We start from the raw sequence: 24972 nt of genomic DNA, 5'->3' as shown, positions 1-24972 counted from the left end.
AGAGATTAAAGAGTAATTGCTTTACCTCCTGCTTTTGAAATTAATTCTTCCGCAGATTTGGTGAATTTGTCGGCAGTAATCGAAACTCCTGCTTTGAACTCGCCACGACCCATGATTTTCACAAGGTCATTCTTAGAGGCTAAACCGTTTGCTACTAATACGTCTTTAGTGATATCACCAGTAAGACCTTTCGTATCAATTAGGGTTTGAATTGAATCTAAATTGATTCCTCTAAACTCTTTTCTATTCACGTTGTTGAAACCGAACTTAGGAAGTCTTCTTTGAAGTGGCATCTGCCCTCCTTCGAAACCAATCTTCTGAGAATACCCAGATCTTGACTTCTGACCCTTATGTCCTTTGGTTGAAGTACCGCCTTTTCCGCTTCCCTGACCTCTACCAATTCTTTTGGAATTGTGAGTAGCTCCGCTAGCCGGTTGTATAGTATTTAATTTCATTGTAATTAAATTTGATTAGTTTTCCTGAACTTCTACTAAATGTCTCACGGCAGCTACCATTCCTAAGATAGAAGGGGTTGCTTCGTGTTCTACTACTTGGTGTAATTTCTTTAAACCCAAAGCCTCAAGAGTTCTCTTTTGAGATTTTGTTCTACCAATAGCACTTCTTACTTGCTTTACTTTAATTGTTGCCATTTTTTAAAACTTTTAGTGTTTAAATACTTTATCAAGAGATACACCACGCATTCTTGCGATTTCTTCTGGAGTTCTAATTTCTAAAAGCGCCTTGAAAGTTGCTTTTACCATGTTATGTGGATTAGAAGATCCTTTAGATTTTGTAAGAATGTCTTTAATACCAGCCGATTCCACTACGATACGTACGGTGTTACCTGCGATAACCCCTGTACCATGCGAAGCTGGCTTCATAAAGATGTCTGCCCCACCAAAACGAGCTTTTGCCTCGTGGTAGATAGTTCCTTCTTTTGTTACCGGAATTTTAACCAAATTCTTTTTCGCGTCTTCGACTGCTTTTGAAATTGCAGTTGCAACTTCCTTTGATTTCCCTAAACCGTAACCCACGATTCCGGCTTCGTCTCCTACTACTACAATAGCAGAGAATCCAAATGCACGTCCCCCTTTGGTTACCTTAGTTACTCTGTTCACCGATACGAGGCGATCTTTAAGTTCTAATCCTCCCGGTTTTACTTTTTCGATATTATCTTGTCCAAACATTGTTTCCGAAATTATATGATTAGAATTTAAGTCCGCCTTCTCTCGCTCCCTCCGCTAAAGCTTTCACTCTACCATGGTACACGAAACCGTTTCTGTCGAACACTATAGTTTCAATTCCAGCTGCTTTTGCAACCTCTGCAATGGCTTTCCCCACTTGCATTGAAACTTCCACTTTATTTCCTGTCGCTTTTAACGCTCTTGAAGACGCGTAAGCAAGGGTTTTTCCCTCTTTGTCGTCGATCAACTGTGCGTAAATTTCCTTATTACTTTTGTATACGGATAATCTTGGCAGTTCAGCAGAGCCAGAGATTTTTCCTCTTACTCTTCTTTTGATCCTGTTTCTTTTCTGTAATTTATTCAGTGCCATTTTCTTAAAATTTATTAAGCAGATTTACCAGCTTTTCTTCTCACGATTTCACCTACGAATCTCACCCCTTTACCTTTGTACGGCTCAGGCTTTCTGAAAGATCTGATTTTAGCAGATACCATTCCTAATAGCTGCTTGTCGTGTGAAGACAAAGTAATAATTGGGTTTTTACCCTTTTCAGTTAATGTTTCTAGTTTCACTTCGCTTGGAAGTTCTAGAACGATCCCGTGGGAGAAACCTAAAGCCAATTCAAGTTTTTGACCTGAATGAGAAGCTCTATATCCTACCCCTACAAGCTCAAGCTTGTTGGTGAAACCTTCGTTGGTTCCAATGATCATGTTGTTAATAAGCGCTCTGTATAAACCGTGAAGCGCTTTGTGCTGCTTAGATTCAGAAGGGCGAGTTACTGTAAGAACTCCGTCTTTTTGCTCTAAAGCGATCCCATCCGTAAGAGTTTGTGAAAGTTCCCCTTTCGGGCCTTTCACAGTAACAACGCCATTAGACTCTGTTACCGTCACTCCAGAAGGAATATTTATAATTGCTTTACCAATTCTTGACATTTTCCTTATTTTAAAAAATTAATAAACATAGCAGATTACTTCACCGCCTACTTTGTCGCTCTTCGCTTGTTTACCTGTCATTACTCCTTTCGAAGTTGAGATAATAGCGATTCCTAATCCGTTAAGAACTCTTGGAAGTTCAGTAGAACCTGCATAATATCTAAGTCCAGGTCTAGAAGCTCTCTGGATAGATTTGATCGCGGGTTTACCGGATAGTTTGTCGTACTTCAAAGCGATTTTGATGTTCCCTTGAACAGAGCTCTCTTCAAACTTGTAGTTTGAAATGTACCCTTGATCAAATAGAATCTTCGTAATCTCCTTTTTGATTTTCGATGCAGGAATTTCCACCACCTTGTGGCCTGCGCTTTGTGCGTTCCTTACTCTAGTTAGGAAATCTGAAATTGGATCTGTTACCATTTTTCGTTTTTGTTGTTATTGGTTGAGAATAATCAGTATTTAAATCCGTCGAAGGCTAATTTCGAGTTAAGTTATCTGAAAATAACTTTCGACTAGGACTTAAACTTAATTATCTTGATTTAAAATAAATTGTTACCAACTTGCTTTCTTAACCCCTGGGATAAGTCCTTGATTGGCCATTTCTCTAAATGTTACTCTAGACAAACCAAAAGTTCTCATATATCCTCTAGGTCTTCCTGTAAGTTTACATCTGTTGTGAAGTCTTACAGGGGAAGCGTTTTTAGGAAGTTTTTGTAATGCTTCGTAATCGCCAGCCTCTTTCAAAGCCTTTCTTTTCTCAGCATATTTAGCAACCATTGCTTCTCTTTTGCGCTCACGCGCTTTCATTGATTCTTTAGCCATTCTTAGTTCTTTTTGAAAGGTAAACCGAAATGAGTTAACAACGCTTTTGCTTCTTTGTCTGTTTTCGCAGAAGTTACAAACGTAATGTCCATCCCTTGGATCTTTTTCACTTTGTCAATTACGATTTCAGGAAAAATGATTTGTTCGGTAATTCCTAAGTTATAGTTTCCTCTACCATCGAAGCCATCTGCTTTGATGCCGTTGAAATCTCTAATTCTCGGAAGTGCAGAAGACGTAAGACGATCTAAGAATTCATACATTCTAATCGCTCTTAAAGTCACTCTTGCACCTACTGGCATTCCTTTTCTTAATTTGAATGCAGCTTCGTCTTTCTTTGAAAGTGTTCCTACTGCTTTTTGGCCAGTGATCATTGTCAATTCTTCCACTGCATAATCTACGATTTTTTTATCCGCAGTTGCAGCTCCCAAACCTTGGGAAATTACGATTTTTTCTAATTTAGGTACCTGCATTACAGATTTGTACCCAAACTCTTCCATCATCGCAGGAACAATTTTCTCTTTATATATTGTTTTAGGTCTTGCTATAAATTCCATTGTCTTATGCATTATAAAGTTTCACCGGTTGATTTAGCAACTCTCACTTTTTTGTCACCTTCTACTTTCGTTCCTACTTTCGTTGCTTTTCCGTCTTTGTCCATCAAAGCGACGTTAGAAATATGAATAGAAGCTTCCTTCTCTACGATACCACCTTGAGGGTTAGAAGCAGAGGGCTTTACGTGTTTTTTCACGATGTTTGCTCCCGCAACTACTACTCTTGGATCTTTTCCTTCTTTTTTGATCACTTCAAGTACTTCCCCTTTAGAACCTTTGTTCTTACCGGTTGTAATTAGTACCTGGTCTCCTCTTTTAATTTTAACTTTTGTCATTCTTCTTAAATTTTAAAAATTAAAGTACTTCGGGAGCCAATGAAATGACTTTCATGTATTCTTTGTCTCTCAACTCACGAGCTACCGGTCCAAAAACACGCGTACCTCTCATTTCTCCAGCTGCGTTAAGTAACACACAAGCATTGTCGTCGAATTTGATGTAAGAACCATCTTTTCTTCTCACTGCTTTCTTTGTGCGTATAACAACCGCTTTGGATACTTGTCCTTTTTTCGCGTTTCCTTGTGGTGTAGAATCTTTGATAGTCACTACGATCTTATCACCAACGGAAGCATATCTTCTTCTGGTTCCTCCCAGAACTCTGATCACTAGTACTTCTTTTGCACCAGTATTGTCAGCTACTTTTAATCTTGATTCTGTTTGTAACATTACTTAGCTTTTTCAATGATTCTTACTAATCTCCAATTCTTGCTTTTACTAAGAGGTCTTGTTTCTTGGATAAGAACAGTGTCCCCCTCGTTGCACTCGTTGTTTTCGTCGTGTGCCGTGTACTTCTTCGTTTTGGTAACGAATTTTCCATACATCGGGTGTTTCATTTTCAATGTTTCACTAACAACAATAGTTTTTTCCATTTTGTTGCTGGAAACAACTCCGATTCTTTCTTTTCTTAAATTTCTTTCCATTGGTAAATGAAATTATTGTTTGTTAGTTAACTCAGTATTTAATCTAGCGATCGTCTTTCTCAAATCTCTGATTTGAATTGGGTTTTCTACTGGGCTGATTTTATGAGCAAGTTTCAATTTAATGAATTCTGCTTTTACTTCAGCTAGCTTAGCTTGTAGATCCCCTGCGCTTAAATTTTTGATTTCCGCATTTTTCATAATTCAAAGATTTATTCAGGTTTAACAAAATCGTTAGCCACCACGAACTTAGTGACGATTGGTAATTTTTGAGCGGCCAAACGAAGAGCTTCTTTTGCAACTTCATAAGGAACTCCACCCACTTCAAACATAATTTTACCAGGCTTAACTACAGCTACCCAATATTCTACAGCACCTTTTCCTTTCCCCATACGTACTTCCGCAGGTTTTTTGGTAATTGGCTTGTCTGGGAATATTTTAATCCATAGTTGCCCTTCTCTTTTCATATATCGAGTTGCAGCAATACGCGCAGCCTCTATTTGTCTTGCAGTAATCCAAGCTCCGTCTGTGGCCTTGATTCCAAAAGTTCCATACGCTAATTGAGATCCTCTCTGCGCACTTCCCTTCATCTTCATCTTATGAACACGACGAAATTTGGTTCTTCTTGGTTGTAACATAATTTCTAAATTTTAGATTTTAGATTTTAGATTTTAGATTTTCTCATTTTAAAAAAGTAACGGTAATTTAAAATTAAAAACGTCTAATCTAAAATTTTAATTATTATTGTTTCTTCTTGGTCTTCTATCGCCACCTCTATCCGAACGCTCTCCTCTTGGAGCCGATTTCTTCTGTTGTTGACCTACAAGTGGAGTTAAGTCTCTTTTTCCATAAACTTCTCCTTTCATGATCCAGACTTTGATGCCTAGTCTTCCGTAAGTCGTGTGCGCTTCAGCCCAATGATAATCGATATCAGCTCTGAAAGTAGAAAGTGGAATTCTTCCGTCTTTGAAAGATTCACTTCTTGCCATTTCAGCTCCGTTCAAACGTCCAGAAACCATTACTTTGATTCCTTCCGCTCCCATTCTCATGCTACTTGCAATGGCCATCTTTACCGCTCTTCTGTAAGAAATACGGTTTTCAATTTGCTTTGCAATGCTATCTGCTACTAATACAGCGTCAAGTTCTGGTCTCTTGATTTCGAAAATATTGATTTGAACTTCCTTACCGGTAAGTTTTTTCAATTCTTCTTTCAATTTATCAACCTCTTGTCCTCCTTTCCCGATGATAAGTCCCGGTCTAGCAGTCGTAATTGTTACAGTTACTAATTTTAAGGTTCTATCGATGTAGATTTTTGAAACCCCACCTTTAGATAATCTAGCATCAAGGTATCTTCTGATTTTATAGTCTTCTGCGATTCTGTCTCCATAATCTTTTCCACCATACCAGTTCGAATCCCATCCTCTGATGATACCTAATCTGTTACCAATTGGATTTGTCTTCTGTCCCATACCTTGATTAAATTTCTTTGTTCCCTAAAATTAATGTCACGTGGTTAGATCTCTTTCTGATTCTATGACCTCTTCCTTGTGGAGCCGGTCTTAGTCTCTTCAATTGTCTTGCACTATCCACGTAGATTTCTTTCACGATAAGGTTTGCTTCCTCAATGTCAGCCCCCTCGTTTTTCGTTTGCCAGTTTGCCATTGCAGAAAGCAAAAGCTTCTCCAATTTGTTTGACGCTTCTTTCTTAGAAAATTTAAGAATGTATAAAGCTTTGTCTACGCTTTCTCCTCTGATGATATCAGCAACTAATCTCATTTTTCTAGGAGAAGATGGGCAGTCGTTAAGACGGGCTTGTACCACGTCTTTCTTTGCTATTTTTTGAGCGATTGCGCTATCTTGTTTTCTTGATCCCATGATTATCTGCTACCTTTATTTTTGTTACCACCGTGACCTCTAAAAGATCTTGTCGGAGAAAATTCGCCTAACTTATGACCTACCATGTTTTCAGTCACGTATACAGGAATAAAAGATTTTCCATTGTGCACTGCGATGGTGTGTCCTACGAAGTCTGGAGAGATCATCGATGCTCTGGACCACGTTTTGATTACTGTCTTCTTACCAGACTCAATATTTGCCTGAACCTTCTTATCTAAAGTATGATGAATGAATGGTCCTTTTTTAAGTGATCTTGCCATAATTATTTTCTTTTAGATACGATGTAACGGTTAGAAACTTTGTTTTTCTTTCTGGTTTTGTACCCTTTGGCCGGCATTCCGTTTCTTGATCTTGGGTGTCCACCTGAAGAACGACCTTCACCACCACCCATTGGGTGATCGACTGGGTTCATTACAACCGCTCTCGTTCTAGGTCTTCTACCAAGCCATCTACTTCTACCTGCTTTACCAGAAACGGTAAGCATATGGTCGTGATTGGATACAGAACCAATCATTGCAAGACATTCCGTAAGGATCATTCTAGACTCCCCTGAAGGAAGTTTAACGATCGCGTATTTTCCGTCTCTTGAAGTTAATTGTGCGGATGAACCTGCAGATCTCGCAAGGATTGCTCCTTGTCCTGGTCTAAGTTCTACACAAGAAATCACAGTACCTAAAGGTACGTTCTTTAACTTCATTACGTTCCCTACATTAGGTTCCGCTGATTCTGAAGACACTACTTTTTGATCCACTTGGATACCTGCAGGAGCGATGATGTATCTCTTCTCTCCATCTGTGTATTCTAGAAGTGCGATAAAAGCAGTTCTGTTTGGATCGTACTCTACAGACTTAACGGTTGCTTCAACGTCAAATTTATTTCTTTTGAAGTCGATAATTCTGTATTTCTTTTTGTGTCCACCTCCGGTGTAACGCATGGTCATTTTACCAGTTTGGTTACGTCCGCCTGACTTTTTAATACCAACAGTTAGAGACTTCTCTGGTTTGTTGGTAGTAATTTCCTCAAAGTTATTTACAACTCTGAATCTCTGTCCCGGGGTGATAGGTTTTAATTTTCTAACAGACATTACTATTATTTATACTATTAATACTTATTTATACTGAAAAAATATCTAGTACTTCCCCTTCTTGAAGGGTAATTACTGCTTTTTTCAATTTGTTTGTCTTTCCTACTTGAAGACCCTTTTTTGTGTGTTTCGCAGAAACTTTAGGCGCATAAATCATGGTTCTAACGTCCGCTACTTTCACTCCGTAAGCTTCTTCTACAGCCCCTTTAATTTGGATTTTATTCGCCTTAGTATCTACTAAGAAAGAATAAGCCCCTCTTAATTCGGTAAGGTAGTTGGCTTTCTCTGAAATAACTGGTTTAATAATAACTGACATGATTTATTTCTTTAAGTTTTCCTGGAATTTTTCAATTGCACCTTCGAAGAAAATAATCTCACCTGCATTTACAAGATCGTAAGAACTAATCTCAGTATAGCTCAATACTCTTGTTTTAGGTAAATTTCTTGAAGATAAATACACATTCTTATTCGCTTCAGGAAGAATGAACAGAGACTTCTTACCGTTCAATTCCAATGCGTTCAATACGCTGATGAAATCTTTGGTTTTAGGAGCGTTCAAGCTCAAATCTTCAAGGACTTTAATGCTGTTGTCTTTCAGCTTCTGTGAAAGAACAGATTTTTTAGCAAGTCTCTTAAGCGCTTTGTTCAATTTGAATCTGTAGTCTCTTGGTTTTGGACCAAAAATACGTCCTCCTCCTTTGAAGATTGGTGATTTGATATCCCCGTAACGTGCAGATCCAGATCCTTTTTGTTTCTTAAGTTTCTTAGTAGAACCGGTAATTTCGCTTCTTTCTTTCGACTTATGGGTTCCCTGTCTTTGTGCAGCCAGGTATTGTTTTACTTCTAAGTAAACCGCGTGTTGGTTAGGCTCAATTCCGAAAACAGATTCGTCAAGAGTAACTTTTCTTCCGGTTTCTTTCCCTGAATTATTTAATACTACTAGTTCCATCTTCTTACAATTACATATGAATTTTTAGCCCCTGGAACAGCACCTTTTACAACTAAAAGATTTTGTTCTTCATCCACTTTTAACACCTGAAGGTTTTGAACCGTCACTTGCTTACCTCCCATTCTTCCGGCCATTCTCATGCCCTTGAATACTCTAGATGGGTCAGAACCTGCTCCAATGGAACCTGGTGCTCTTAGTCGGTTATGCTGACCGTGAGTCGCTTGCATAACACCCGCAAAGTTGTGTCTTTTTACTACCCCTTGGAATCCTTTACCTTTAGAGGTACCGGTTACATCCACGTACTCTCCTTCTCCAAAAAGTTTTACATTTACTTCATCTCCAACGCTTAATTCCGTAGATCCGTGTACGAATTCTACCAATTTAGCTTTTGGAGTAGAACCTGCCTTTTTAAAATGGCCGGCTAACGCTTTACCAACGTTCTTTTCACTCTTGTCATCGAAACCTAGCTGCACGGCGCTATAGCCATCAGCTTCTACGGTTCTGACCTGTAAAACCGAGCAAGGCCCCGCCTGAATAACGGTACACGGAATGTTTTTTCCGCTTTCGTCAAACAGGGAAGTCATCCCGATTTTTTTTCCAATAATACCTGACATTATTTAATATATAGTTACTGTTTTCAACGATTTCATTTCGGTTTGTAAGTGATTTCTATGATTCAATTAGGCACACTTCTCCCCTAAAATGAGTGTGCAAATTTAAGGATATTTTTTTAACTGACAAACAGTGAGTTAAATTAATTTCAGAAAAATAACAAAGAATGTGCAAACTAGCTTTTGAATCTAGTGCTTAAACTCGGAAGAGCTCCCGTTCAGAGCTTTAGCTTTATTTTAGTTTTCGTGCGCGGTTCCACCAGATCAAAAATCCACTCAATGGAAGTAATGCGCCAATCAAAGTGACGATAAAGTATACAATAATACCAGAGAGTCCCATGATTTCGCCCGTATGAAGCGGTTTTGCTAAAGCAGAAAACTGTTTGTTTAGGGGCTTGTCTAGAAAAATCTCTTTGGTCTGTAGCCCCCCAGTTCGATCAAAACTAAGTTCATCCTCCACAATGAAGCGAAGTGTATTCTCATTATGCCTCCTCTTCACCATGAAGCGAGGGTTTTCAGAGTTCGGGAATTCTATGGTAAGACTTGCCTTGGCTGGAAATTCTTTTTGAACCTTATCTACAATTTCCGCGAGCGTGGCTGTTTTTTGCTCAGGCACTTGCTTCTTTTCATCTTGTCTCTTCAGCATGTCTTGCATCAGGGCAGCAAAATCCCCTGAACCTTCTAATTCGTTCTCAGAATTAATTTGACTTAGAGCCTCTCCCCCAAGAGCTACGATAAGTCCACTCTTTACCCACGGATAAGTAACGTAAATTCCAGTCACCGAAATAAAAGCGAGTAGCAGCATGGAATAAAACCCAACCACTTTATGAAAATCATAATTTACTCTCTGAAATTTAGCCCTAAATTTTATCGTAAAACTTTGCTTAAGATACTTAAGTTTTTTGGGTAGCCATAGAACAAAACCGCTCAGCATTAAAAACAAGAACATAAGAACCCCCACCCCTAAGATTTGGCGCCCAAAATCGCCCAAGAGAAAGGTTCGGTGAAAATCAAGTACGACTTGAAAAAAGGAATCCAGTGCTGCATCGCTTGTTCCCAGCTCTTTTTGCGTATAGGGATTAAAATACGTGCTTTTTAAATTTTCTTGCTTATCAAAATAGGAAAAGCTCCATGCGCGATCAGCCTCCTTTGGCAAATGAATGCTATTGAGTTTATGGTCCTTAGCCTCTAATAGATCCTGTAGCTTCTTTGGACTAATGGGCTTCTGTCCCTTCGCTTGTACAAAAACTTTATCCGAGTTATAGTACTCAATAATTTGCGTTTTAAAGGAGTAAAGGCAGCCTGAAATACACAGCAGCATAATGACGACTCCGCTAAGTAGCCCTAACCATAAATGAGAAAGAAACATGAAGTACTTCAGACGACTCTCCTTCTTTCGGCGTTTTCGAAATAAACTCTTCTTTACGTTGCTCATGACTATATTTACAGAAAGCTGAACCTCTAAAGGTTCAACTTTCCGTAATTAAATTAAAGGGATGAAAATAGACTTACTTAAAGTCACTTACTTTTTGCTAGTATTAGAAATATCTTTCACGACTTCCGTATAGGCCGCTTTTTGTTCTGGGCTTAAAACGGACTCAATCGCTGCTTTTCTTTGCGCATCAAACTTCGTCCAATATTCTTTGCCAAGTTCGGGATTGCCATGATACAAGTCGTGCGCATCGGAATAGGACTTCTCAAAAGCATCATTCGCCGCATTGACCACTTGCATTTGGGATTCATCCAATTGCGCTTCAGATTGAATCAGGGCCAAAGTCGCATTGTTGTACCTTGGTCTCTTTCTTGTGTTCTCATCTACAAACTTACTGTACTTCGCCATTTGCTCAGGGGTTAAAATCTTCGCTACTTCCCCATCTTGACTCGCTTGGAACTCTTCGTATTTAGAGAAAAGAGTGACACGGTCCGGGTGTTCACCAAGGGTCGCTCGGAAGCTCTTACGAGACTCATCGTATTTGTCGGTGATGGCTTTAAAGGTCGTTGAGGTTTCACTATCCAAATTCAATTCTTTTTGAATGATAGAATAGTCAGCCATTCTTTTCTTTCCTTCTTTTGAACAAGCCACTACGAGCATGACAAGAGCAAAAGACAACAGAGTTTTGATTAATTTCATTTTTTCAGTTTTATAAGATTAGAATTTATATGTCAATTGTACAGAAGCATTGCGCGGTTGAATCTGATCCAAATAGCCTCCTCGGAAATAAGAACTATAATTCACCACATCGGTTAAGTTGTTAAGGAAAACTCTCAGTCCGAGATTTCCCATTTGGTATCCTACTTGCGCTTCGAGTGTAGCATAGCTATCAAGTTCAAACGGTTTCACTCCGGGTTCCACGGAATTTACGTGGGTCGATTGGATGGTTTTCTTTGTGTAATTGTCCACCGGTCTCGCCCCCACAAAATAAGCACCGACTCCGAAATCAAGACCTCGAAGTGTCCCTTCGTTAAATTTGTAGTTTACCCATCCGTTCGCAGTGTGTGAAGGAGTGTTCATAGGAGCAGAATCGTCCATATAGGCAGGAGATTCCTTATACTTCGCATCTAAGTACGAGTACCCAGCCATCACCTGCAGATTGGTCATTACCTTACCAATTAGTTCTAAATCCACACCCGAACGAACCAGTTTCCCCGCAAGACCATAAAGACCTGTCGACTGTCCTTGTTCATTTAAGATGGTGTAGGAAAGATTGTCTGTATTCATATGAAACAAAGTCACATTGAATCTAAGTTTTTCTTGGAACCAGTCCGATTTCAATCCGGCCTCAACTTGATCTGTTCTTTCTGACCCTACAATTCCACCTCCTTCAAGAGGATTGTTTGCACCTCGTAAAGAAGTGGTTGAAGTATAGGACGCGAAGATATTCATATTCTCTCGTGGGGAAACCATTAAACCTAAGGTCGGGTTCCAAGCATCTTTTACAGTTTCTGCATCGAGTCCATTCAAATGGCTATAGCGAAGTCCAAGAACTGCTTTTAAGAATGGATTGATTGTGATCACGTCTTGTGCAATAAGTCCGTAGGTACTGTTTTTTGTATTGACAGCATCCGGTCTCGATCCAAAATCAAGATTGACTCCTGCAGGAAGTGTATTGTTAATTTTCTCGAGTACATTGATTTGATCGACATTCGACTTGGTCGCATACGAATAGGTATCCACATTGGATTGCGTCCAGTCAAACCCTGTTTGAAACGTATGCTTAATAGAGCCCGTATACACATCTTGTCCAATGAAATCGAATTGCAACGTTTGGTTGTTGTCTTCTCTTTCGCTTCGTCCTAAAGAACGAGACAAAATAGCGTACCCCGTCGAACTCGATCCTTTTCCTAGGGAAGAAGAAATATTGTCATTTGTATAAGAAGAATTGTAATAAGCAGCGCGTAACTTCAATTTATCACTTAGTCGGTGAGTAAAATTCGTCGCTAAATTAATAGTCGTGGTATGGCTATTGTCCGTTTTGAAACCTAAAAAGTTTCCTTTTGGCATTTCGTAAATGTGATTTTCACTTCCAGGGCCTAAGTTCACGGTCCCTCGGTCTGGAGTTAAATTGGAATTGAAATAATCCATTTCCACACTTACTTCCGTTCGATCGCTTATTCGGTAAGCGACGGAAGGATTAATGTAAACTCTTTCTCCCTGAACATTGTCTCTAAAGCTCTGGTTGTTTTGATACGAAGCATTTAGTCTAACTCCTACTTTCTTTGCAGGGTCCAGAACACGTTGTACATCGAGAAAACCTCTGTATAAATCCCAACTTCCGTAACGCACTCCCACACTTCCCTTGTTAATGAAATGCGGTTTCTTAGTCACAATATTAATCACTCCCCCAGCATCTCCTAATCCACTAGCCACTCCCTGGGTAACGGCGGCCGATCCTTTAATTACTTGGATGGATTCTACTCCTTGCATATCCGTTAGCATAGAGCTCGTTCTAAAATCACTGTCCATGCGAACTCCATTTTTAAGTACAGGTACTCCGCGGTATCCACGGATTGTCATACTTTCCTTAGTTCCGCCATAAGAGGCAAATTGCGTAACGCCTGGAATGTTCTTTACGACATCGGTTACACTAAGTCCCCCTAAGTCTTCAATCACTTTGGAAGAAAGAACTGATATGCTTTGAATTTGATCTCTAGTTTTGAGAGGCATACGAGTAATCATCTCAAGACCTTCCGGCTGGGCAGCACTGGCTCCAAATAAGTTTACCTCTTCTATTTGTGTTACGGCCGGGATAGAATCCTTTTTTTGTTGGGCAAAGATCCCCATAGATCCTAAGACAGCGGCAATAATTATTGATTTTCTCATAAGTAACTGTCGTTTTTTTCGATGCCCAAAATTACAATTTTTAATTAGTCTAAATAAGGACTTAGAATGACAAATATCAGTTATTTAAAATTAATCTAGAACTATTCTAAATAAGATTGGCTAATTTAGAATTGGAAGTACCAAAAAAAAACCGCTCCTAAGAGCGGTTTTGAGTTATAGTGAGTAAACAAGGATCATACTTTGATCTCAACGTCTACTCCACTTGGAAGTTCTAGCTTCATTAGAGCATCAACCGTTTTCGAAGAAGAAGAGTAGATATCCATTAGACGCTTGTGTGCGGACAATTGGAATTGCTCTCTCGCTTTCTTGTTCACGTGAGGAGATCTTAACACAGTAAAGATTCTCTTGTTGGTTGGCAATGGAATAGGTCCATTTACAACAGCCCCTGTAGCTTTTACAGTTTTTACGATTTTCTCAGCAGATTTATCTACTAAATTGTAATCGTAAGACTTAAGTTTTATTCTAATTCTTTGTGACATTTTAATCTAATTTTAAAAATTAACCTTTAGCTTTCGCGATTACATCTTCAGCAATATTGTTAGGTGCTGCTTCGTATTTCTCGAACTCCATGGAAGAGGTTGCTCTACCAGAAGACAAGGTTCTTAACGAAGTCACATAACCAAACATTTCAGAAAGTGGGACAAATGCTTTAATTACTTTCGCATTGTTTCTATCGTCCATACCGTTTACGGTTCCTCTTCTTCTGTTAAGGTCCCCTACGATATCTCCCATGTATTCTTCAGGAGTCACTACTTCAAGTTTCATGATCGGTTCCATGATCACGGCTTTCGCTGCTCTACCGGATTCTCTGAATCCCATTTTCGCTGCAAGTTCAAAAGAAAGTTGATCCGAGTCCACTGCGTGGAAAGATCCGTCTTTCAGTGTAATTTTCATGGACTCTACTTCGAATCCAGCCAAAGGACCGTTTTTCATAGATTCCTTAAATCCTTTCTCAACCGATGGAATGAATTCTTTTGGAATGTTACCTCCTTTAATTTCATTCACAAAGGTAAGACCTGGTTTGTCTTCGTCTGCAGGACCAATTTCAAATACAATGTCAGCAAATTTACCACGTCCACCCGATTGCTTTTTATAAACTTCACGGTGAGATGCTTTCGCAGTAAGTGCTTCTTTGTACTCTACTTGAGGTTGACCTTGATTTACTTCCACTTTGAATTCGCGTCTCATACGGTCTACGATGATATCTAAGTGAAGCTCTCCCATTCCGGAGATGATCGTTTGACCTGAAGCTTCGTCTGTTTTTACTTGGAATGTTGGATCTTCTTCTGCTAATTTAGCAAGAGCGTTCCCCATTTTATCCTGGTCCGCTTTTGTTTTCGGCTCTACTGCAATCCCGATCACTGGATCTGGGAACAACATAGATTCTAAAACAATTGGGTTTTTCTCATCAGAAAGAGTATCTCCTGTTTTGATATCTTTAAATCCAACAGCAGCACCAATATCTCCAGCCTCGATATACTCCACTGGATTTTGCTTGTTTGCGTGCATTTGGTAGATTCTAGAGATTCTCTCTTTGTTACCTGATCTGTTGTTAAGAACGTAAGATCCTGCATCCAATCTTCCAGAATAAGCTCTGAAGAATGCTAAACGTCCCACAAATGGATCCGTCGCAATTTTAAACGCTAACGCAGCGAATGGTTCGGTTACGTCAGGTCTTCTTGTAATAGGCTCGTCTGTTTTTGGATCGGTTCCATCAATCGCTTCTTTATCCATTGGAGAAGGAAGGTATTTACATACCGCATCCAGCATAAACTGAACTCCTTTGTTCTTGAATGAAGAACCACAAGTCATTGGGATAATCGACATATCGATTGTCGCTTTTCTTAGGGCTTCGTTGATTTCGTCTTCTGAAATAGAATCTGGATCTTCGAAGAATTTCTCCATTAGAGTGTCGTCATAATCCGCTACTGCTTCTACTAACTTCTCTCTATATTCGTGAACTTCTTCTTTCATATCCTCTGGAATTGGCACTACGTCAAAGGTTGCCCCTTGTGTATTGTCATGCCAAACGATCGCTCTGTTCTTGATAAGGTCTACAACCCCAACAAAGTCTTCTTCTGCACCAATAGGAAGTACGATTGGAACGGCATTCGATCCAAGCATTTCTTTTACTTGCTTCACTACCATTAAGAAGTCTGCACCTTGACGGTCCATCTTATTAACGAATCCCATACGGGCTACTTTGTAGTTGTCTGCAAGTCTCCAGTTCGTTTCCGATTGAGGCTCCACACCGTCTACGGCAGAGAATAAGAAAACAAGACCGTCAAGTACTCTTAACGAGCGGTTTACCTCTACGGTAAAGTCAACGTGTCCCGGGGTATCAATAATATTGAAGTGGTAATCTTTTGACTCAGGTGTAGGTTGTCCGTCTTTACGAGGGAACACCCAACTACAAGTAGTTGCTGCAGATTGGATTGTAATCCCTCTTTCAGCTTCCTGCTCCATCCAGTCCATCTGAGAAGAACCTTCGTGGGTTTCTCCCAGTTTGTGAGTTTTACCCGTATAGAATAAAATTCTTTCTGTCGTGGTGGTTTTACCTGCATCAATGTGAGCAGCGATACCAATATTTCTTGTGTATTTAAGGTCTCTTGCCATTTCAGATTAGAATTTAAAGTGTGAGAACGCTTTGTTGGCTTCTGCCATTTTGTGCGTATCGGATTTCTTCTTGTAAGCAGCACCTTCTTCTTTTGCAGCCGCGATAATTTCAGTCGCTAACTTAAGAGCCATTGATTTATCGTTTCTTGCTTTAGAATATTTGATTAACCATTTCATGGCCATTGAAATTTTTCTGTCTGCACGAATCGGCATTGGAATTTGGAAGTTTGCACCCCCAACTCTTCTTGAACGTACTTCTACGTGTGGCATTACATTGGTTAGCGCATCTTTCCAGATGTCAAGAGAAGTCTTTTCAGTTTCTCCTTTTTTCGCTTCTACTAAATCTAATGCATCGTAGAATATCTTAAATGCGATCGATTTCTTACCATCGAGCATTAAGTTATTTACAAATCGTGTTACCAGTTGATCATTAAACTTCGGATCCGGTAACAACGGTCTTTTTTTCGCTTTTGTCTTTCTCATTGTTTCGTTTCTAAATAATTAATGATTACTTTTTCTTACCAGTTGCAGCCGCTTGACCTGGTTTTGGTCTCTTAGCTCCATACTTGGATCTTCTTTGGGTTCTTCCGTTAACACCAGCGGTGTCTAAGGCTCCTCTAACAATGTGATAACGTACTCCCGGTAGGTCTTTCACCCTTCCTCCACGTACCAATACTATCGAGTGCTCTTGAAGATTGTGTCCTTCGCCCGGGATATAAGCGTTGACTTCCTTCCCATTAGAAAGTCTTACCCTTGCAACTTTTCTAAGTGCAGAGTTCGGTTTCTTAGGAGTAGTCGTATATACTCTCGTACATACTCCTCGTCTTTGTGGACTGGATTCAAGGGCAGCCGATTTGCTCTTCTTGGCAAGCGTGGCTCTTCCTTTTCTAACTAATTGTTGAATAGTAGGCATTTAATTGCTTTTTATTTTAGGGTGCAAAAGTAGTGAATATTTTTTATTTGGCAATAGCTCTTGCCATAATTTCAACATTTGCCTCGCTTCATAGTCAATGAATTACCCCAGATTTTCCCAAACATAAATGGTGGACCCCTTGTGATTTGGAGGATCAAAGGTCTATCTCAATCAAAAAGTAGAGGGTGAACAGGAACATAATCAAAGTTCACACTTCGCAAATCATATTGAATATCATGCAGATTGAAACCTTCTATTCGATGCTTTGGGTATCGCCATCGATTCTTCCTACCTTTGTCTTAATCAAACAAGAAACTTAAAAACAAGCGATATGAAAAGACATGCTATTATCGGTCTGGCTAAGGCCGACTGCGAAGAAATCGCAGGTAAATTAAATACTCTACTTGCCAATTACTCTATTTTTTACCAAAACACAAGAGGGGCTCATTGGAACATTACAGGAGATCAATTTTTCACCTTGCATCCCAAATTTGAAGAGCTTTACAATAATTTAGTTTTAAAAATTGATGAAATCGCAGAGCGAATTCTAACCCTCGATGGGACTCCCCTACACAACTATTCAGATTATCTTGAAATCTCAACGATCAAGGAAAGTAAGGAAGTGAGCGACCCTGTAAAAGCGGTCGAAAACATTCTACACTCTTTTAAAATCGTGATTGATTTGCAGAGAGAACTTCTCGATTTGAGCGAAAAAGCAGGAGACGAAGGAACCAACTCTCAAATGAGTGATTATGTGACCGAACAAGAAAAAGAAGTATGGATGTATAATGCGTATTTAAGAAAATAAAAGCTTTATCCAAGTTTTTCGAAAATCGCCCCTCGTGGCGATTTTTTTATGATCTGTTTCGTTACATTTGTATTTACTTAGTAAACAATATATGGCAGACGTTCGATTCAACTCCATCCTAGACAATGATTTCTACAAATTCACAATGCAAAATGCAGTTGTAAAACTGTTTCCTACCCAAAGTGTAAAATACGAATTCATCAACCGGGGGCAACACTTCTTTCCTCCCGGATTTGCGCAGGAGCTCCGTCAGGCCGTAAACGCAATGGCAGAACTTAAGTTAACCAAAGCAGAAAAGTCCTATCTGCAAACCACATGTCCCTACATTGACCTTCCGTATCTTGACTTTTTAGAAGGTTACCATTACGATCCTTCAGAGGTCCATATTGAACAGGAGGGAAATGAACTGAAAGTTTGGGTCGAGGGCCTATGGTATCGAACAATCCTTTGGGAGGTCCCCCTTTTAGCTCTTATCTCCGAACTCCATTATGTTCTAAATCATATGGAAAGAGATTCCAACGAAACGGTCATCGAAACGACGGATCGAAAAGCACAAAAACTGGTTGAACTTGGGGTCACTTTTGCAGAGTTTGGCACCCGTCGTCGCCACTCCTACAAAGTGCACGACATGGTTGTGAACTCCCTGGTTCAAAATCAAAACACGAAATTCACGGGAAGCTCAAACGTTCACTTCGCAATGAAATATGGAGTGAAGCCCATTGGGACGCATGCGCACGAATGGTTCATGTTCCATGGGGCGGAGTTTGGATTTAAAATGGCAAACAAACTCGCCTTAGAACATTGGGTGGATATCTACCGCGGGGATCTAGGAGTCGCTCTTTCGGACACCTACACCACGGAAGTGTTTTTTCAGCAATTTGACAAAAAGTTTGCAAAACTATTTGATGGAGTCCGTCACGACAGTGGAGATCCTATGGAATTCGCAGACATGACCATTGCCCATTACGTAAACAATGGAATCAACCCACTCTATAAATACATCATCTTTTCCGATGGACTGAACCTAACCAAAGTGGAAGAAATTCGTAACTATTGCGAAGGAAAAATCGGCACTTCGTTTGGAATCGGCACCAACCTCACGAACGACGTGGGTCTAAAGCCCATGAACATTGTCATGAAGCTCATTGGAGTTCAAGGCCATAATGGAGATTGGATCCCCACAATCAAACTTTCTGACGAGCATGGCAAGTACACGGGTGATCCGAGTATGATTAAGCTTGCCAAAGAATTCTTACAAATAAAAGATTAGAAAATGCGCACTTTCCATCTCATTTTTGTTGGCCTGTTCTTTAGCTTTTGCTTTGCAAATGCACAAAACAAAGCAGCTGAGCAAGACAAGGAAATCCTAAACCCGAATTTTGACCAAAAACTAGCAGACTCCTTGGGCGCAGATGACTATGGAATGAAATCTTACATCTTGGTCATTCTAAAAACAGGACCTAAGGACAAGGAACTAACCGACCCTGTCCAAAGAGCAGAACTTTTCAAAGGCCATTTTGCAAATATAAATGCATTGGCAGATTCTGGAAAACTGGTGATTGCAGGTCCGTTTTCGACTGCAAACACACGAAAGTATCGCGGAATTTTTCTTCTAAATTGCAAGACAGAGGAGGAGGCAAAAGAACTATTGAAGGGCGACCCCACGCTGAGTGAAGGGATCTTTGAAGCTGAGATTTTACCCTGGTATGGCTCTGCCGCTATAGGTACCCACCTAAAAATTCACAAGAAAATCGCGAAACAAAACCCCTAAGGAATCCCCTAGCTTTGCTCTTGATTGTACTCACATAGTTTCGTACTTTTGAACCATGGAAACCATATATCTGATTGTAGGACTCGTACTGGGTATTTTACTCGGCGGTCTAATCGCCTATTTTTTAAACAAATCTTCGAGCGTAAAGCGAAGTCAATTTGAAGATTTGAATGAGAAATTCATTCAAATTAGAACAGAACAGCAAAATGCGATCAAACAAATGGAGCATTTGCAAGGGCAACTCGAGCAGGATCAAGCTAAAAGAAAGGAGCTAGAAGCTGCGTTAGAGATAGCCCGAGAGACTCAGGCCGGTATCCATGCAAAATTTGAAAGTCAAACCCAACGCTACGATGAAGAAAAAGAGCGCACGAAAGATCTTTTAGCTCAATTAGAAACTTTCCGAACGGAGGAGCAAACCTTATTTGGACAAAAAACGCAACTCTTTGAAGAAAACAAGCAACTGCGCAGCAAAATCGAATCCCATGTCCAGGAAGTAGAAAAACTACATGAGCAGTCCAAACAGCAGTTTGAAAATCTCGCCAATAAAATCTTTGAAGAGAAATCAACCAAATTTTCCCAGACGACCCAATCCAATCTCAAACTAATCCTCGAGCCCTTTCAAGACAAGATTCAAGAACTTAAAACCAAAGTAAGCGAATCTTATGAAAAGGAGTCTAAGGAACGATTCTCCCTTGGAGAAAAAGTAAAGGAACTAGCCCAACTAAATCAACAAATTTCCCAAGATGCGAAAAACCTAACGCGCGCCTTAAAAGGAGAAAGCAAAACCCAAGGAAACTGGGGCGAAATGATTTTGGAGAGCATACTAGAAAAGTCCGGACTGGTAAAAGGACGGGAGTACTTCATGGAGCATCAATTAACTGACCAAGATCAAAAAGCACTCTTTTCCGAGTTCTCTGGAAAGAAAATGCGTCCGGATGCGGTGGTTAAATACCCAGACGATCGCAGTGTCATCATTGACTCCAAAGTTTCTTTAACGGCCTACTCAGCCCTAATTGACGAAACCGATCCCGACACGTACGAATCGCATCTAAAGCTGCATGTAGGTTCTATGAAGAATCACATCCTCCAACTCTCTCAAAAAGCGTACGATGATTATGGGAAATCCCTAGACTTCGTAATGATGTTCGTTCCTAACGAAGCCGCCTATATTGCAGCTATGCAGCACGATTCTACTCTTTGGAATTACGCCTACGACAAAAGAATTCTGCTTCTCAGTCCAAACAACTTGATCACTTCGCTTAAGCTAATTGCAGATTTGTGGAAACGGGAATACCAAAATCGAAATGCGATTGAAATTGCGGAAAGAGGCACTAAACTTTACGACAAGTTCGTCTCGTTCGTGGAAAACCTAGAAAAGGTTGGGAAAAACATAGATGCTGCTCAAAACACATACAACGAAGCCTACAAGCAACTTAACACCGGAAGAGACAATTTGATTCATCAAACCCAAAAAATGAAAGCGCTGGGAATCAAAAGCAAAAAAGAATTCTCGCAAACCATAATTGAACAGTCCGAAGTCGGCAATGATGCCACCCTAGAAAACCATACGAATGAGAATTGAAAGTGCGCAAAATGAAAAAATAAAGACCCTCACTCGACTTTTGACGAAAAATCAAGAGCGCAAAAAACAAGGAATCTTTTTTGTAGAAGGTAGACAGGAGAATAAAAGAGCTCTTGATTTCCACTACGAGCCCCTTGAGTTTTATATATGCGAAGATTACTACCACGAACCTCTTCCGAATTCAAAAATTTATCTTGTTTCCTCTACGGTCTACGAAAAGATTGCCTATAGGGGAAGTTCCGAAGGGATCCTAGGTGTCTACAAAGCAAAAGAAAGTGAACTATCCGAGTACAAACCCGCTTCCAACGCCTCAGTTATTGTTCTGGAAGGAATTGAAAAGCCAGGCAATCTAGGAGCCATTCTTCGCAGCTGCGAGGCTTTTGGTATCGATGCGTTAATTATCAGCGATCCAAAGGTAGATTTATACAATCCTAACGTAATTCGTTCTAGTGTGGGTTGTTTGTTTGGGCTTCAGGTCTACACTTCAAACAATGAAGAGTTGCACTCGTTTTTGCAAGAAAATAGCTTTCAGATCCTAACCACCTTAATGGACCAAACGTCCAAGTCACTTCCTTCCAAAGATCTAACAAAAAAATCAGCCATCCTCTTCGGGACTGAGCATTCAGGACTCTCCTCATTTTGGGAAAACAAGGGCCAAAACACTCTTATTCCTATGGTAGGTACCATTGACTCACTCAACTTAAGCAATGCCGTTGCAATAAGCTGTTATGAGATCGTAAGGCAAAAAATGGAAAAATAGATAATTGCATCTAAAGCCTAAACATAAAAAAGCCATCCTACCTAAGGTAAGATGGCTTTAGCTTTTCTAAACTAGTGACTAGTTAGTTGCTTCTTCAGCAGCTTCAACAGCAGTTGCAGCAGCTTCTTCAGCAACAGTAGCAGCAGAATCAGCAACTACGTTTGCAGAGTCAACTACAGCTTCAGCTGAATCAACTACAGCAGCAGTAGAATCTACTACTTCAGCAGCAGTGTCAACAGTTTCAGTTTTGTTACAAGCTACAAGAGCTAAAGCAGCGATACCCGCTACGAATAATGACTTTTTCATAATAAATTATTGTTTTAAAAATTGTTTTTTTAATTAAGCGTGCAAATGTAATTCATTTTTTAATACGTCGCACTTTTTTTTATCCATTTCTGGAATAAAAAGGATTTTCTACTAATTAGTAGCTTCCTTAACTGCTTTCTTAGCTTCGTTTGCAGCTTTCACAGTTGCATCCGCAGCTCCTTCCGCAGCATCAGCAGCTCCTTTCGCAGCGTCCTTTGCTATTTCAGCACCCGCCGCAGTCGTTGCAGCCGCAGCATCTTTAGCAGCGTCAACCGTTGCAGTTGCAGCAGAATCAATAACAGATGCAGCCGAATCCGCAATTACAGCAGCCGAATCAGCTAGTGCATTTGCAGTTGAATCTGCAGCGTTCGCAGTTTCTACAGTTTCTGTTTTCTTACATGCTACTAAGGTAAGTGCAGCAAATCCAGCTAGGAATAATGATTTTTTCATAATAAGGTGTTTGGTTTGATTTGATTTCCTATTTTTGTTATTCAATCTAGGATTCGCTCTAAAGCACATCTTCAATTGAACAATACAAAGGTATATCGGATACCAAACTTGTTTATGAAAATTGATTGTATTATATTTGTAAAATCAATTTACAATTTTGTATAACTGAAAACCAACGACTTAAATACTAAACATCTACTTTGAGCGATTTAGATTTATTGCATTTTGAACAGCTTAAAACGGAGATTCAGGCAAAATACTTAGAATCACACACTCCGTCTGAAGAAAATATAGCCCATTGGAAAGGAATCGACATCATTTATTTCCAAGAAGATTTGCGTCAAAAGGTGAAAGGAAACATCAGTGAGAAATCATTTTACACCTATTTCAAGAATTCACCCGTTACCAAACTACCCCGCATCGACATTCTAAACTTACTGTCCGATTACGCTGGATACTCTTCTTGGTATGAATTTAAAAAGAAACACCTTTACGCTGATGAAATTCTCTCGGAACTAGAAAATGAAGAAGCGAGCCCAATGACTCACAGTCCTTCTTCCGAATCAAATCTCACGGAGGAACGAGACCCAAAGATTCCTAGCTCTCCTACAAAAATAGAGTCTCAGCCTTCTGAAATGGTTGAATTGGACGCTTCACTCTCTAAAGTCACGAACCACCTAACGGTCCCTGAAAAAAAACAGGAATCAAAAATAGAACTGGGAACAGCAAAAATGTGGTATGGGATTGCGGGACTGGCCTTTATCGCACTCGCAGCGGTGATTTTCCTTTACAAAGACGAGCTCTTCACAAAGGAATATTATTACAACTTTATTGATTCCGATCGAAATTCCAAAATAAACGCGGAACTTCAGGTACAGATTTTGAAAAAAGATGAATCTCCAATTTTATACAATGCGAAACCAAACGAACCGTTCGTGTATCGAAATCCCGAAGGCTCCACGCTCACAATGGTTGTTTCGTCTCCGTACTACCGAACCGACACAATTCGTAGAAACTTAAAAACGGCCCCAGAAAGTGAAATCATTGAGCTAAAGCCGAACGATTATGCGATTATGCTCTATTATTACTCTAATTCCATTCAGGACATTAAGAGAAAGCGGGAGAGCTTAAACTTTCTAATCAGTCAAGACGCCCTTATCTATCAAGTCTATGACAACGACACTTATGGGATTGAAACACTTGACAAATCTCGATATATCAATTTGGTAACTACTCCAACGACTTCTTTAAAGAATATGGAGGTAATCGACACAAAAATGGAAAAAGGTAAGATTGTCTTAATTAAATTTAGAATTACAAACCATGAAGAACTTTAATCCATACGTATTACTCTTTGCCCTTGCCTTTTTAGTATTAGCCTGCAAAAAAGACAAACACGAACTATCACTTGAAAATGTAAAGTACAACAATAACAAGTCCTCTTATCCAAGTGCAAATATGGACAGTGCCCAGGCTATTAATTCCATTACGAAACAAAAAGTACAGGAGGTTATTGATCTTTCGATCCTGTATAGTTCGGGTAAACAAGATACAGAGATTGATTCCGCAATGTACTCTCAACTGCAGGGCTACTTCTTTAAGGCGGATTCAACTACATTGCAACCGTTGTTAAAGGAACTGGATAGCTTCCAAGTGAGAGCTGCAAAAGTGCATAACCTCAGCGTTTATGAAAAAATTCACGAAAATGACACGTTAAATTTTGCGAAATTTGATGTGGAATATTTCTCAGCACAAAATAGATCGATCGCTAGGAAACAGCGTGAGGCGCAGTATGTTCTCGTATCAACGCCCAAACAATTTCAGAAGGAATTTAAATTCTTTTTTCTCAACTTCTATCAAACGCCGATAAAAGACAGTACTTCTCTAGGAGTCACTAAGTAATCAAGTGGAACGTCCGAATCGTATACATCCTCTACGGGTTGTACCGGGTCAAAGTAACCCACCCCCACTTTTTTCGTTTTTGCAGGAAGCGAAGCGAAGAATCGGTCGTAAAACCCTTTCCCATACCCAACACGATTGCCAAGCAAATCACAATACAGAAGTGGTGTGATGACTAGGTCGAAATCCTTTTCCCCACTATCCATTGTGCTTGTAGGTTCGAGTATCCCCCAAGAGTTAAGGGCCATTGGAGTCTCTCTTTTTAGCTCGATTGAAATAAGGGTGTCTCCGACCATCTTAGGAACAAAAACACGGATACCCCTTTCCAAAAAATAGGAAATAAAAAGCTCTGTATTCACTTCTTTAAATTTGGCAATGCTTAGGAAAAGATGCACCTTTTGAATCTCTGAAGGATCAAAGGCTTTAAGAAACCGATCAAAGATTTGTGTAGAATAAGACAAAACCTCATCGCTAGATAAGGTTTTTCTAAGTTCTAAATAATGTTGACGAATTTCACTTTTTGTCAT

The 24972-nt window shown here is 39.8% G+C and carries 37 protein-coding genes; 7 read left to right on the top strand and 30 right to left on the bottom strand.

The genetic code is table 11. The features are described from left to right. Positions 1–5: 5 nt before the first annotated feature. From rplO to rpsL, 27 genes are all read right to left on the bottom strand, one after another. Entirely contained in the window at positions 6–455 is a 450-nt protein-coding gene (rplO, locus tag ACX3PZ_RS03955) for a 50S ribosomal protein L15 (RefSeq protein WP_459083254.1), read from the bottom strand. A 15-nt stretch (positions 456–470) separates the two neighbouring features. Next, positions 471–650 (bottom strand): 50S ribosomal protein L30, encoded by a 180-nt coding sequence (rpmD, locus tag ACX3PZ_RS03950; RefSeq protein WP_459083253.1) that lies wholly within the window; start codon positions 648–650, stop codon positions 471–473. 12 nt (positions 651–662) lie between these two features. Next, positions 663–1187 (bottom strand): 30S ribosomal protein S5, encoded by a 525-nt coding sequence (rpsE, locus tag ACX3PZ_RS03945; RefSeq protein WP_459111980.1) that lies wholly within the window; start codon positions 1185–1187, stop codon positions 663–665. A 19-nt stretch (positions 1188–1206) separates the two neighbouring features. After that, positions 1207–1554 carry a 50S ribosomal protein L18 gene (gene rplR, locus ACX3PZ_RS03940; protein ID WP_459083251.1) on the bottom strand — a complete coding sequence of 116 codons (348 nt, stop codon included), beginning with the start codon at positions 1552–1554 and terminating at the stop codon, positions 1207–1209. A gap of 14 nt (positions 1555–1568) precedes the next feature. Next, on the bottom strand, positions 1569–2114 hold the full coding sequence (gene rplF / locus ACX3PZ_RS03935; RefSeq protein ID WP_459083250.1) for a 50S ribosomal protein L6: 546 nt from the start codon (positions 2112–2114) through the stop codon (positions 1569–1571). 18 nt (positions 2115–2132) lie between these two features. Beyond that, positions 2133–2531, bottom strand: a complete 399-nt coding sequence (gene rpsH, locus ACX3PZ_RS03930) for a 30S ribosomal protein S8 (RefSeq protein WP_459083249.1) — start codon at positions 2529–2531, stop codon at positions 2133–2135. Positions 2532–2663: 132 nt separating this feature from the next. Beyond that, a complete protein-coding gene (gene rpsN / locus ACX3PZ_RS03925; RefSeq protein WP_194738719.1) occupies positions 2664–2933 on the bottom strand; it encodes a 30S ribosomal protein S14 in 270 nt (89 codons plus the stop codon). 2 nt (positions 2934–2935) lie between these two features. Continuing rightward, entirely contained in the window at positions 2936–3487 is a 552-nt protein-coding gene (gene rplE, locus ACX3PZ_RS03920) for a 50S ribosomal protein L5 (protein WP_459083248.1), read from the bottom strand. Between the two features lie 11 nt (positions 3488–3498). Continuing rightward, complete coding sequence (rplX, locus tag ACX3PZ_RS03915) at positions 3499–3819, bottom strand: 50S ribosomal protein L24 (RefSeq protein WP_459083247.1); 321 nt, start codon at positions 3817–3819, stop codon at positions 3499–3501. Positions 3820–3838: 19 nt separating this feature from the next. Beyond that, entirely contained in the window at positions 3839–4207 is a 369-nt protein-coding gene (gene rplN, locus ACX3PZ_RS03910) for a 50S ribosomal protein L14 (protein WP_459083246.1), read from the bottom strand. After that, complete coding sequence (gene rpsQ / locus ACX3PZ_RS03905) at positions 4207–4461, bottom strand: 30S ribosomal protein S17 (RefSeq protein ID WP_459083245.1); 255 nt, start codon at positions 4459–4461, stop codon at positions 4207–4209. Before rpsQ ends, rplN begins: the two co-directional genes overlap by 1 nt. Before the next feature lie 12 nt (positions 4462–4473). Then, on the bottom strand, positions 4474–4659 hold the full coding sequence (gene rpmC / locus ACX3PZ_RS03900; protein ID WP_459083244.1) for a 50S ribosomal protein L29: 186 nt from the start codon (positions 4657–4659) through the stop codon (positions 4474–4476). An 11-nt stretch (positions 4660–4670) separates the two neighbouring features. Then, on the bottom strand, positions 4671–5096 hold the full coding sequence (rplP, locus tag ACX3PZ_RS03895) for a 50S ribosomal protein L16 (protein WP_459083243.1): 426 nt from the start codon (positions 5094–5096) through the stop codon (positions 4671–4673). Between the two features lie 96 nt (positions 5097–5192). Continuing rightward, on the bottom strand, positions 5193–5927 hold the full coding sequence (gene rpsC, locus ACX3PZ_RS03890) for a 30S ribosomal protein S3 (protein WP_459083242.1): 735 nt from the start codon (positions 5925–5927) through the stop codon (positions 5193–5195). 7 nt (positions 5928–5934) lie between these two features. Then, positions 5935–6333, bottom strand: coding sequence for a 50S ribosomal protein L22 (rplV, locus tag ACX3PZ_RS03885; protein WP_459083241.1), 399 nt, complete (start codon positions 6331–6333; stop codon positions 5935–5937). A gap of 2 nt (positions 6334–6335) precedes the next feature. After that, positions 6336–6614 carry a 30S ribosomal protein S19 gene (rpsS, locus tag ACX3PZ_RS03880; protein WP_459083240.1) on the bottom strand — a complete coding sequence of 93 codons (279 nt, stop codon included), beginning with the start codon at positions 6612–6614 and terminating at the stop codon, positions 6336–6338. Between the two features lie 2 nt (positions 6615–6616). Beyond that, on the bottom strand, positions 6617–7438 hold the full coding sequence (gene rplB / locus ACX3PZ_RS03875) for a 50S ribosomal protein L2 (protein ID WP_459083239.1): 822 nt from the start codon (positions 7436–7438) through the stop codon (positions 6617–6619). Positions 7439–7466: 28 nt separating this feature from the next. Then, the gene (gene rplW, locus ACX3PZ_RS03870) at positions 7467–7754 is read right to left on the bottom strand and encodes a 50S ribosomal protein L23 (protein WP_459083238.1); all 288 of its coding nucleotides are present in this window, start codon (positions 7752–7754) and stop codon (positions 7467–7469) included. A 3-nt stretch (positions 7755–7757) separates the two neighbouring features. After that, positions 7758–8387, bottom strand: a complete 630-nt coding sequence (rplD, locus tag ACX3PZ_RS03865; RefSeq protein WP_459083237.1) for a 50S ribosomal protein L4 — start codon at positions 8385–8387, stop codon at positions 7758–7760. Then, positions 8378–9001: a 50S ribosomal protein L3 gene (gene rplC / locus ACX3PZ_RS03860; RefSeq protein ID WP_459083236.1), complete on the bottom strand. Its 624-nt coding sequence runs from the start codon at positions 8999–9001 to the stop codon at positions 8378–8380. Before rplC ends, rplD begins: the two co-directional genes overlap by 10 nt. A 229-nt stretch (positions 9002–9230) precedes the next feature. Continuing rightward, on the bottom strand, positions 9231–10433 hold the full coding sequence (locus tag ACX3PZ_RS03855; protein WP_459083235.1) for a PepSY-associated TM helix domain-containing protein: 1203 nt from the start codon (positions 10431–10433) through the stop codon (positions 9231–9233). A gap of 87 nt (positions 10434–10520) precedes the next feature. Continuing rightward, positions 10521–11129 carry a hypothetical protein gene (locus ACX3PZ_RS03850; RefSeq protein ID WP_459083234.1) on the bottom strand — a complete coding sequence of 203 codons (609 nt, stop codon included), beginning with the start codon at positions 11127–11129 and terminating at the stop codon, positions 10521–10523. 18 nt (positions 11130–11147) lie between these two features. After that, positions 11148–13319, bottom strand: a complete 2172-nt coding sequence (locus ACX3PZ_RS03845) for a TonB-dependent siderophore receptor (RefSeq protein ID WP_459083233.1) — start codon at positions 13317–13319, stop codon at positions 11148–11150. 194 nt (positions 13320–13513) lie between these two features. Beyond that, positions 13514–13819, bottom strand: a complete 306-nt coding sequence (gene rpsJ, locus ACX3PZ_RS03840; protein ID WP_002661363.1) for a 30S ribosomal protein S10 — start codon at positions 13817–13819, stop codon at positions 13514–13516. 19 nt (positions 13820–13838) lie between these two features. Further along, positions 13839–15956 carry an elongation factor G gene (fusA, locus tag ACX3PZ_RS03835; protein ID WP_459083232.1) on the bottom strand — a complete coding sequence of 706 codons (2118 nt, stop codon included), beginning with the start codon at positions 15954–15956 and terminating at the stop codon, positions 13839–13841. A 6-nt stretch (positions 15957–15962) separates the two neighbouring features. Beyond that, positions 15963–16439 (bottom strand): 30S ribosomal protein S7, encoded by a 477-nt coding sequence (gene rpsG / locus ACX3PZ_RS03830; protein WP_459083231.1) that lies wholly within the window; start codon positions 16437–16439, stop codon positions 15963–15965. Between the two features lie 25 nt (positions 16440–16464). Next, positions 16465–16869 carry a 30S ribosomal protein S12 gene (gene rpsL / locus ACX3PZ_RS03825; RefSeq protein WP_459083230.1) on the bottom strand — a complete coding sequence of 135 codons (405 nt, stop codon included), beginning with the start codon at positions 16867–16869 and terminating at the stop codon, positions 16465–16467. Positions 16870–17200: 331 nt separating this feature from the next. On the opposite strand from rpsL, the gene ACX3PZ_RS03820 reads away from it, so the two are divergent. The 5 genes from ACX3PZ_RS03820 to ACX3PZ_RS03800 all read left to right on the top strand — a co-directional run bounded on the left by ACX3PZ_RS03820 (position 17201) and on the right by ACX3PZ_RS03800 (position 21790). Further along, positions 17201–17677 (top strand): Dps family protein, encoded by a 477-nt coding sequence (locus ACX3PZ_RS03820; protein ID WP_459083229.1) that lies wholly within the window; start codon positions 17201–17203, stop codon positions 17675–17677. 91 nt (positions 17678–17768) lie between these two features. Next, positions 17769–18947, top strand: a complete 1179-nt coding sequence (gene pncB / locus ACX3PZ_RS03815; protein ID WP_459083228.1) for a nicotinate phosphoribosyltransferase — start codon at positions 17769–17771, stop codon at positions 18945–18947. A gap of 3 nt (positions 18948–18950) precedes the next feature. Next, positions 18951–19448: a YciI family protein gene (locus ACX3PZ_RS03810; RefSeq protein ID WP_459083227.1), complete on the top strand. Its 498-nt coding sequence runs from the start codon at positions 18951–18953 to the stop codon at positions 19446–19448. Positions 19449–19503: 55 nt separating this feature from the next. Beyond that, positions 19504–21030 (top strand): DNA recombination protein RmuC, encoded by a 1527-nt coding sequence (locus tag ACX3PZ_RS03805; protein WP_459111979.1) that lies wholly within the window; start codon positions 19504–19506, stop codon positions 21028–21030. Beyond that, a complete protein-coding gene (locus tag ACX3PZ_RS03800) occupies positions 21020–21790 on the top strand; it encodes a TrmH family RNA methyltransferase (protein ID WP_459083225.1) in 771 nt (256 codons plus the stop codon). Before ACX3PZ_RS03805 ends, ACX3PZ_RS03800 begins: the two co-directional genes overlap by 11 nt. A gap of 78 nt (positions 21791–21868) precedes the next feature. On the opposite strand, the gene ACX3PZ_RS03795 is transcribed toward ACX3PZ_RS03800, so the two are convergent. Together ACX3PZ_RS03795 and ACX3PZ_RS03790 are read right to left on the bottom strand one after the other, a co-directional pair. After that, positions 21869–22096 carry a hypothetical protein gene (locus ACX3PZ_RS03795; RefSeq protein WP_459083224.1) on the bottom strand — a complete coding sequence of 76 codons (228 nt, stop codon included), beginning with the start codon at positions 22094–22096 and terminating at the stop codon, positions 21869–21871. 111 nt (positions 22097–22207) lie between these two features. Beyond that, positions 22208–22546 (bottom strand): hypothetical protein, encoded by a 339-nt coding sequence (locus tag ACX3PZ_RS03790; RefSeq protein WP_459083223.1) that lies wholly within the window; start codon positions 22544–22546, stop codon positions 22208–22210. A 200-nt stretch (positions 22547–22746) separates the two neighbouring features. On the opposite strand from ACX3PZ_RS03790, the gene ACX3PZ_RS03785 reads away from it, so the two are divergent. Both ACX3PZ_RS03785 and ACX3PZ_RS03780 read left to right on the top strand, forming a co-directional pair. Next, positions 22747–23883 carry a hypothetical protein gene (locus ACX3PZ_RS03785; RefSeq protein WP_459083222.1) on the top strand — a complete coding sequence of 379 codons (1137 nt, stop codon included), beginning with the start codon at positions 22747–22749 and terminating at the stop codon, positions 23881–23883. Further along, positions 23870–24448, top strand: coding sequence for a hypothetical protein (locus ACX3PZ_RS03780; RefSeq protein WP_459083221.1), 579 nt, complete (start codon positions 23870–23872; stop codon positions 24446–24448). The genes ACX3PZ_RS03785 and ACX3PZ_RS03780 overlap by 14 nt, the downstream gene beginning before the upstream one ends. Here ACX3PZ_RS03780 and ACX3PZ_RS03775 read toward each other — a convergent pair. After that, positions 24403–24972 carry a 5-formyltetrahydrofolate cyclo-ligase gene (locus tag ACX3PZ_RS03775; protein WP_459083220.1) on the bottom strand — a complete coding sequence of 190 codons (570 nt, stop codon included), beginning with the start codon at positions 24970–24972 and terminating at the stop codon, positions 24403–24405. The two genes, ACX3PZ_RS03780 and ACX3PZ_RS03775, sit on opposite strands and share 46 nt — an antisense overlap.

It is taken from the genome of Chryseobacterium sp. A321, assembly GCF_054489265.1.
The sequence above is the reverse complement of the archived record's forward strand: the minus strand, read 5'-3'. Positions and strand labels throughout refer to the sequence as shown.

Coding starts and splice junctions, on each gene's coding strand:
- rpsQ (WP_459083245.1), bottom strand. CDS start 4,461: ATGGAAAGAAATTTAAGAAAAGAAAGAATCGGAGTTGTTTCCAGCAAC.
- rpsG (WP_459083231.1), bottom strand. CDS start 16,439: ATGAGAAAGACAAAAGCGAAAAAAAGACCGTTGTTACCGGATCCGAAG.
- rplF (WP_459083250.1), bottom strand. CDS start 2,114: ATGTCAAGAATTGGTAAAGCAATTATAAATATTCCTTCTGGAGTGACG.
- rplO (WP_459083254.1), bottom strand. CDS start 455: ATGAAATTAAATACTATACAACCGGCTAGCGGAGCTACTCACAATTCC.
- rpsE (WP_459111980.1), bottom strand. CDS start 1,187: ATGTTTGGACAAGATAATATCGAAAAAGTAAAACCGGGAGGATTAGAA.
- ACX3PZ_RS03780 (WP_459083221.1), top strand. CDS start 23,870: ATGAAGAACTTTAATCCATACGTATTACTCTTTGCCCTTGCCTTTTTA.
- fusA (WP_459083232.1), bottom strand. CDS start 15,956: ATGGCAAGAGACCTTAAATACACAAGAAATATTGGTATCGCTGCTCAC.
- rpsJ (WP_002661363.1), bottom strand. CDS start 13,819: ATGTCACAAAGAATTAGAATAAAACTTAAGTCTTACGATTACAATTTA.
- rpmC (WP_459083244.1), bottom strand. CDS start 4,659: ATGAAAAATGCGGAAATCAAAAATTTAAGCGCAGGGGATCTACAAGCT.
- ACX3PZ_RS03845 (WP_459083233.1), bottom strand. CDS start 13,319: ATGAGAAAATCAATAATTATTGCCGCTGTCTTAGGATCTATGGGGATC.
- ACX3PZ_RS03800 (WP_459083225.1), top strand. CDS start 21,020: ATGAGAATTGAAAGTGCGCAAAATGAAAAAATAAAGACCCTCACTCGA.
- rpsC (WP_459083242.1), bottom strand. CDS start 5,927: ATGGGACAGAAGACAAATCCAATTGGTAACAGATTAGGTATCATCAGA.
- rplC (WP_459083236.1), bottom strand. CDS start 9,001: ATGTCAGGTATTATTGGAAAAAAAATCGGGATGACTTCCCTGTTTGAC.
- ACX3PZ_RS03850 (WP_459083234.1), bottom strand. CDS start 11,129: ATGAAATTAATCAAAACTCTGTTGTCTTTTGCTCTTGTCATGCTCGTA.
- rpsS (WP_459083240.1), bottom strand. CDS start 6,614: ATGGCAAGATCACTTAAAAAAGGACCATTCATTCATCATACTTTAGAT.
- rpsH (WP_459083249.1), bottom strand. CDS start 2,531: ATGGTAACAGATCCAATTTCAGATTTCCTAACTAGAGTAAGGAACGCA.
- ACX3PZ_RS03805 (WP_459111979.1), top strand. CDS start 19,504: ATGGAAACCATATATCTGATTGTAGGACTCGTACTGGGTATTTTACTC.
- ACX3PZ_RS03810 (WP_459083227.1), top strand. CDS start 18,951: ATGCGCACTTTCCATCTCATTTTTGTTGGCCTGTTCTTTAGCTTTTGC.
- ACX3PZ_RS03795 (WP_459083224.1), bottom strand. CDS start 22,096: ATGAAAAAGTCATTATTCGTAGCGGGTATCGCTGCTTTAGCTCTTGTA.
- rplV (WP_459083241.1), bottom strand. CDS start 6,333: ATGGGATCAAGAAAACAAGATAGCGCAATCGCTCAAAAAATAGCAAAG.
- ACX3PZ_RS03775 (WP_459083220.1), bottom strand. CDS start 24,972: ATGACAAAAAGTGAAATTCGTCAACATTATTTAGAACTTAGAAAAACC.
- ACX3PZ_RS03790 (WP_459083223.1), bottom strand. CDS start 22,546: ATGAAAAAATCATTATTCCTAGCTGGATTTGCTGCACTTACCTTAGTA.
- rplE (WP_459083248.1), bottom strand. CDS start 3,487: ATGGAATTTATAGCAAGACCTAAAACAATATATAAAGAGAAAATTGTT.
- rpsL (WP_459083230.1), bottom strand. CDS start 16,869: ATGCCTACTATTCAACAATTAGTTAGAAAAGGAAGAGCCACGCTTGCC.
- rplB (WP_459083239.1), bottom strand. CDS start 7,438: ATGTCTGTTAGAAAATTAAAACCTATCACCCCGGGACAGAGATTCAGA.
- rplP (WP_459083243.1), bottom strand. CDS start 5,096: ATGTTACAACCAAGAAGAACCAAATTTCGTCGTGTTCATAAGATGAAG.
- ACX3PZ_RS03855 (WP_459083235.1), bottom strand. CDS start 10,433: ATGAGCAACGTAAAGAAGAGTTTATTTCGAAAACGCCGAAAGAAGGAG.
- rplW (WP_459083238.1), bottom strand. CDS start 7,754: ATGTCAGTTATTATTAAACCAGTTATTTCAGAGAAAGCCAACTACCTT.
- rplX (WP_459083247.1), bottom strand. CDS start 3,819: ATGACAAAAGTTAAAATTAAAAGAGGAGACCAGGTACTAATTACAACC.
- rplD (WP_459083237.1), bottom strand. CDS start 8,387: ATGGAACTAGTAGTATTAAATAATTCAGGGAAAGAAACCGGAAGAAAA.
- rplR (WP_459083251.1), bottom strand. CDS start 1,554: ATGGCACTGAATAAATTACAGAAAAGAAACAGGATCAAAAGAAGAGTA.
- ACX3PZ_RS03820 (WP_459083229.1), top strand. CDS start 17,201: ATGAAAAGACATGCTATTATCGGTCTGGCTAAGGCCGACTGCGAAGAA.
- rplN (WP_459083246.1), bottom strand. CDS start 4,207: ATGTTACAAACAGAATCAAGATTAAAAGTAGCTGACAATACTGGTGCA.
- rpmD (WP_459083253.1), bottom strand. CDS start 650: ATGGCAACAATTAAAGTAAAGCAAGTAAGAAGTGCTATTGGTAGAACA.
- rpsN (WP_194738719.1), bottom strand. CDS start 2,933: ATGGCTAAAGAATCAATGAAAGCGCGTGAGCGCAAAAGAGAAGCAATG.
- pncB (WP_459083228.1), top strand. CDS start 17,769: ATGGCAGACGTTCGATTCAACTCCATCCTAGACAATGATTTCTACAAA.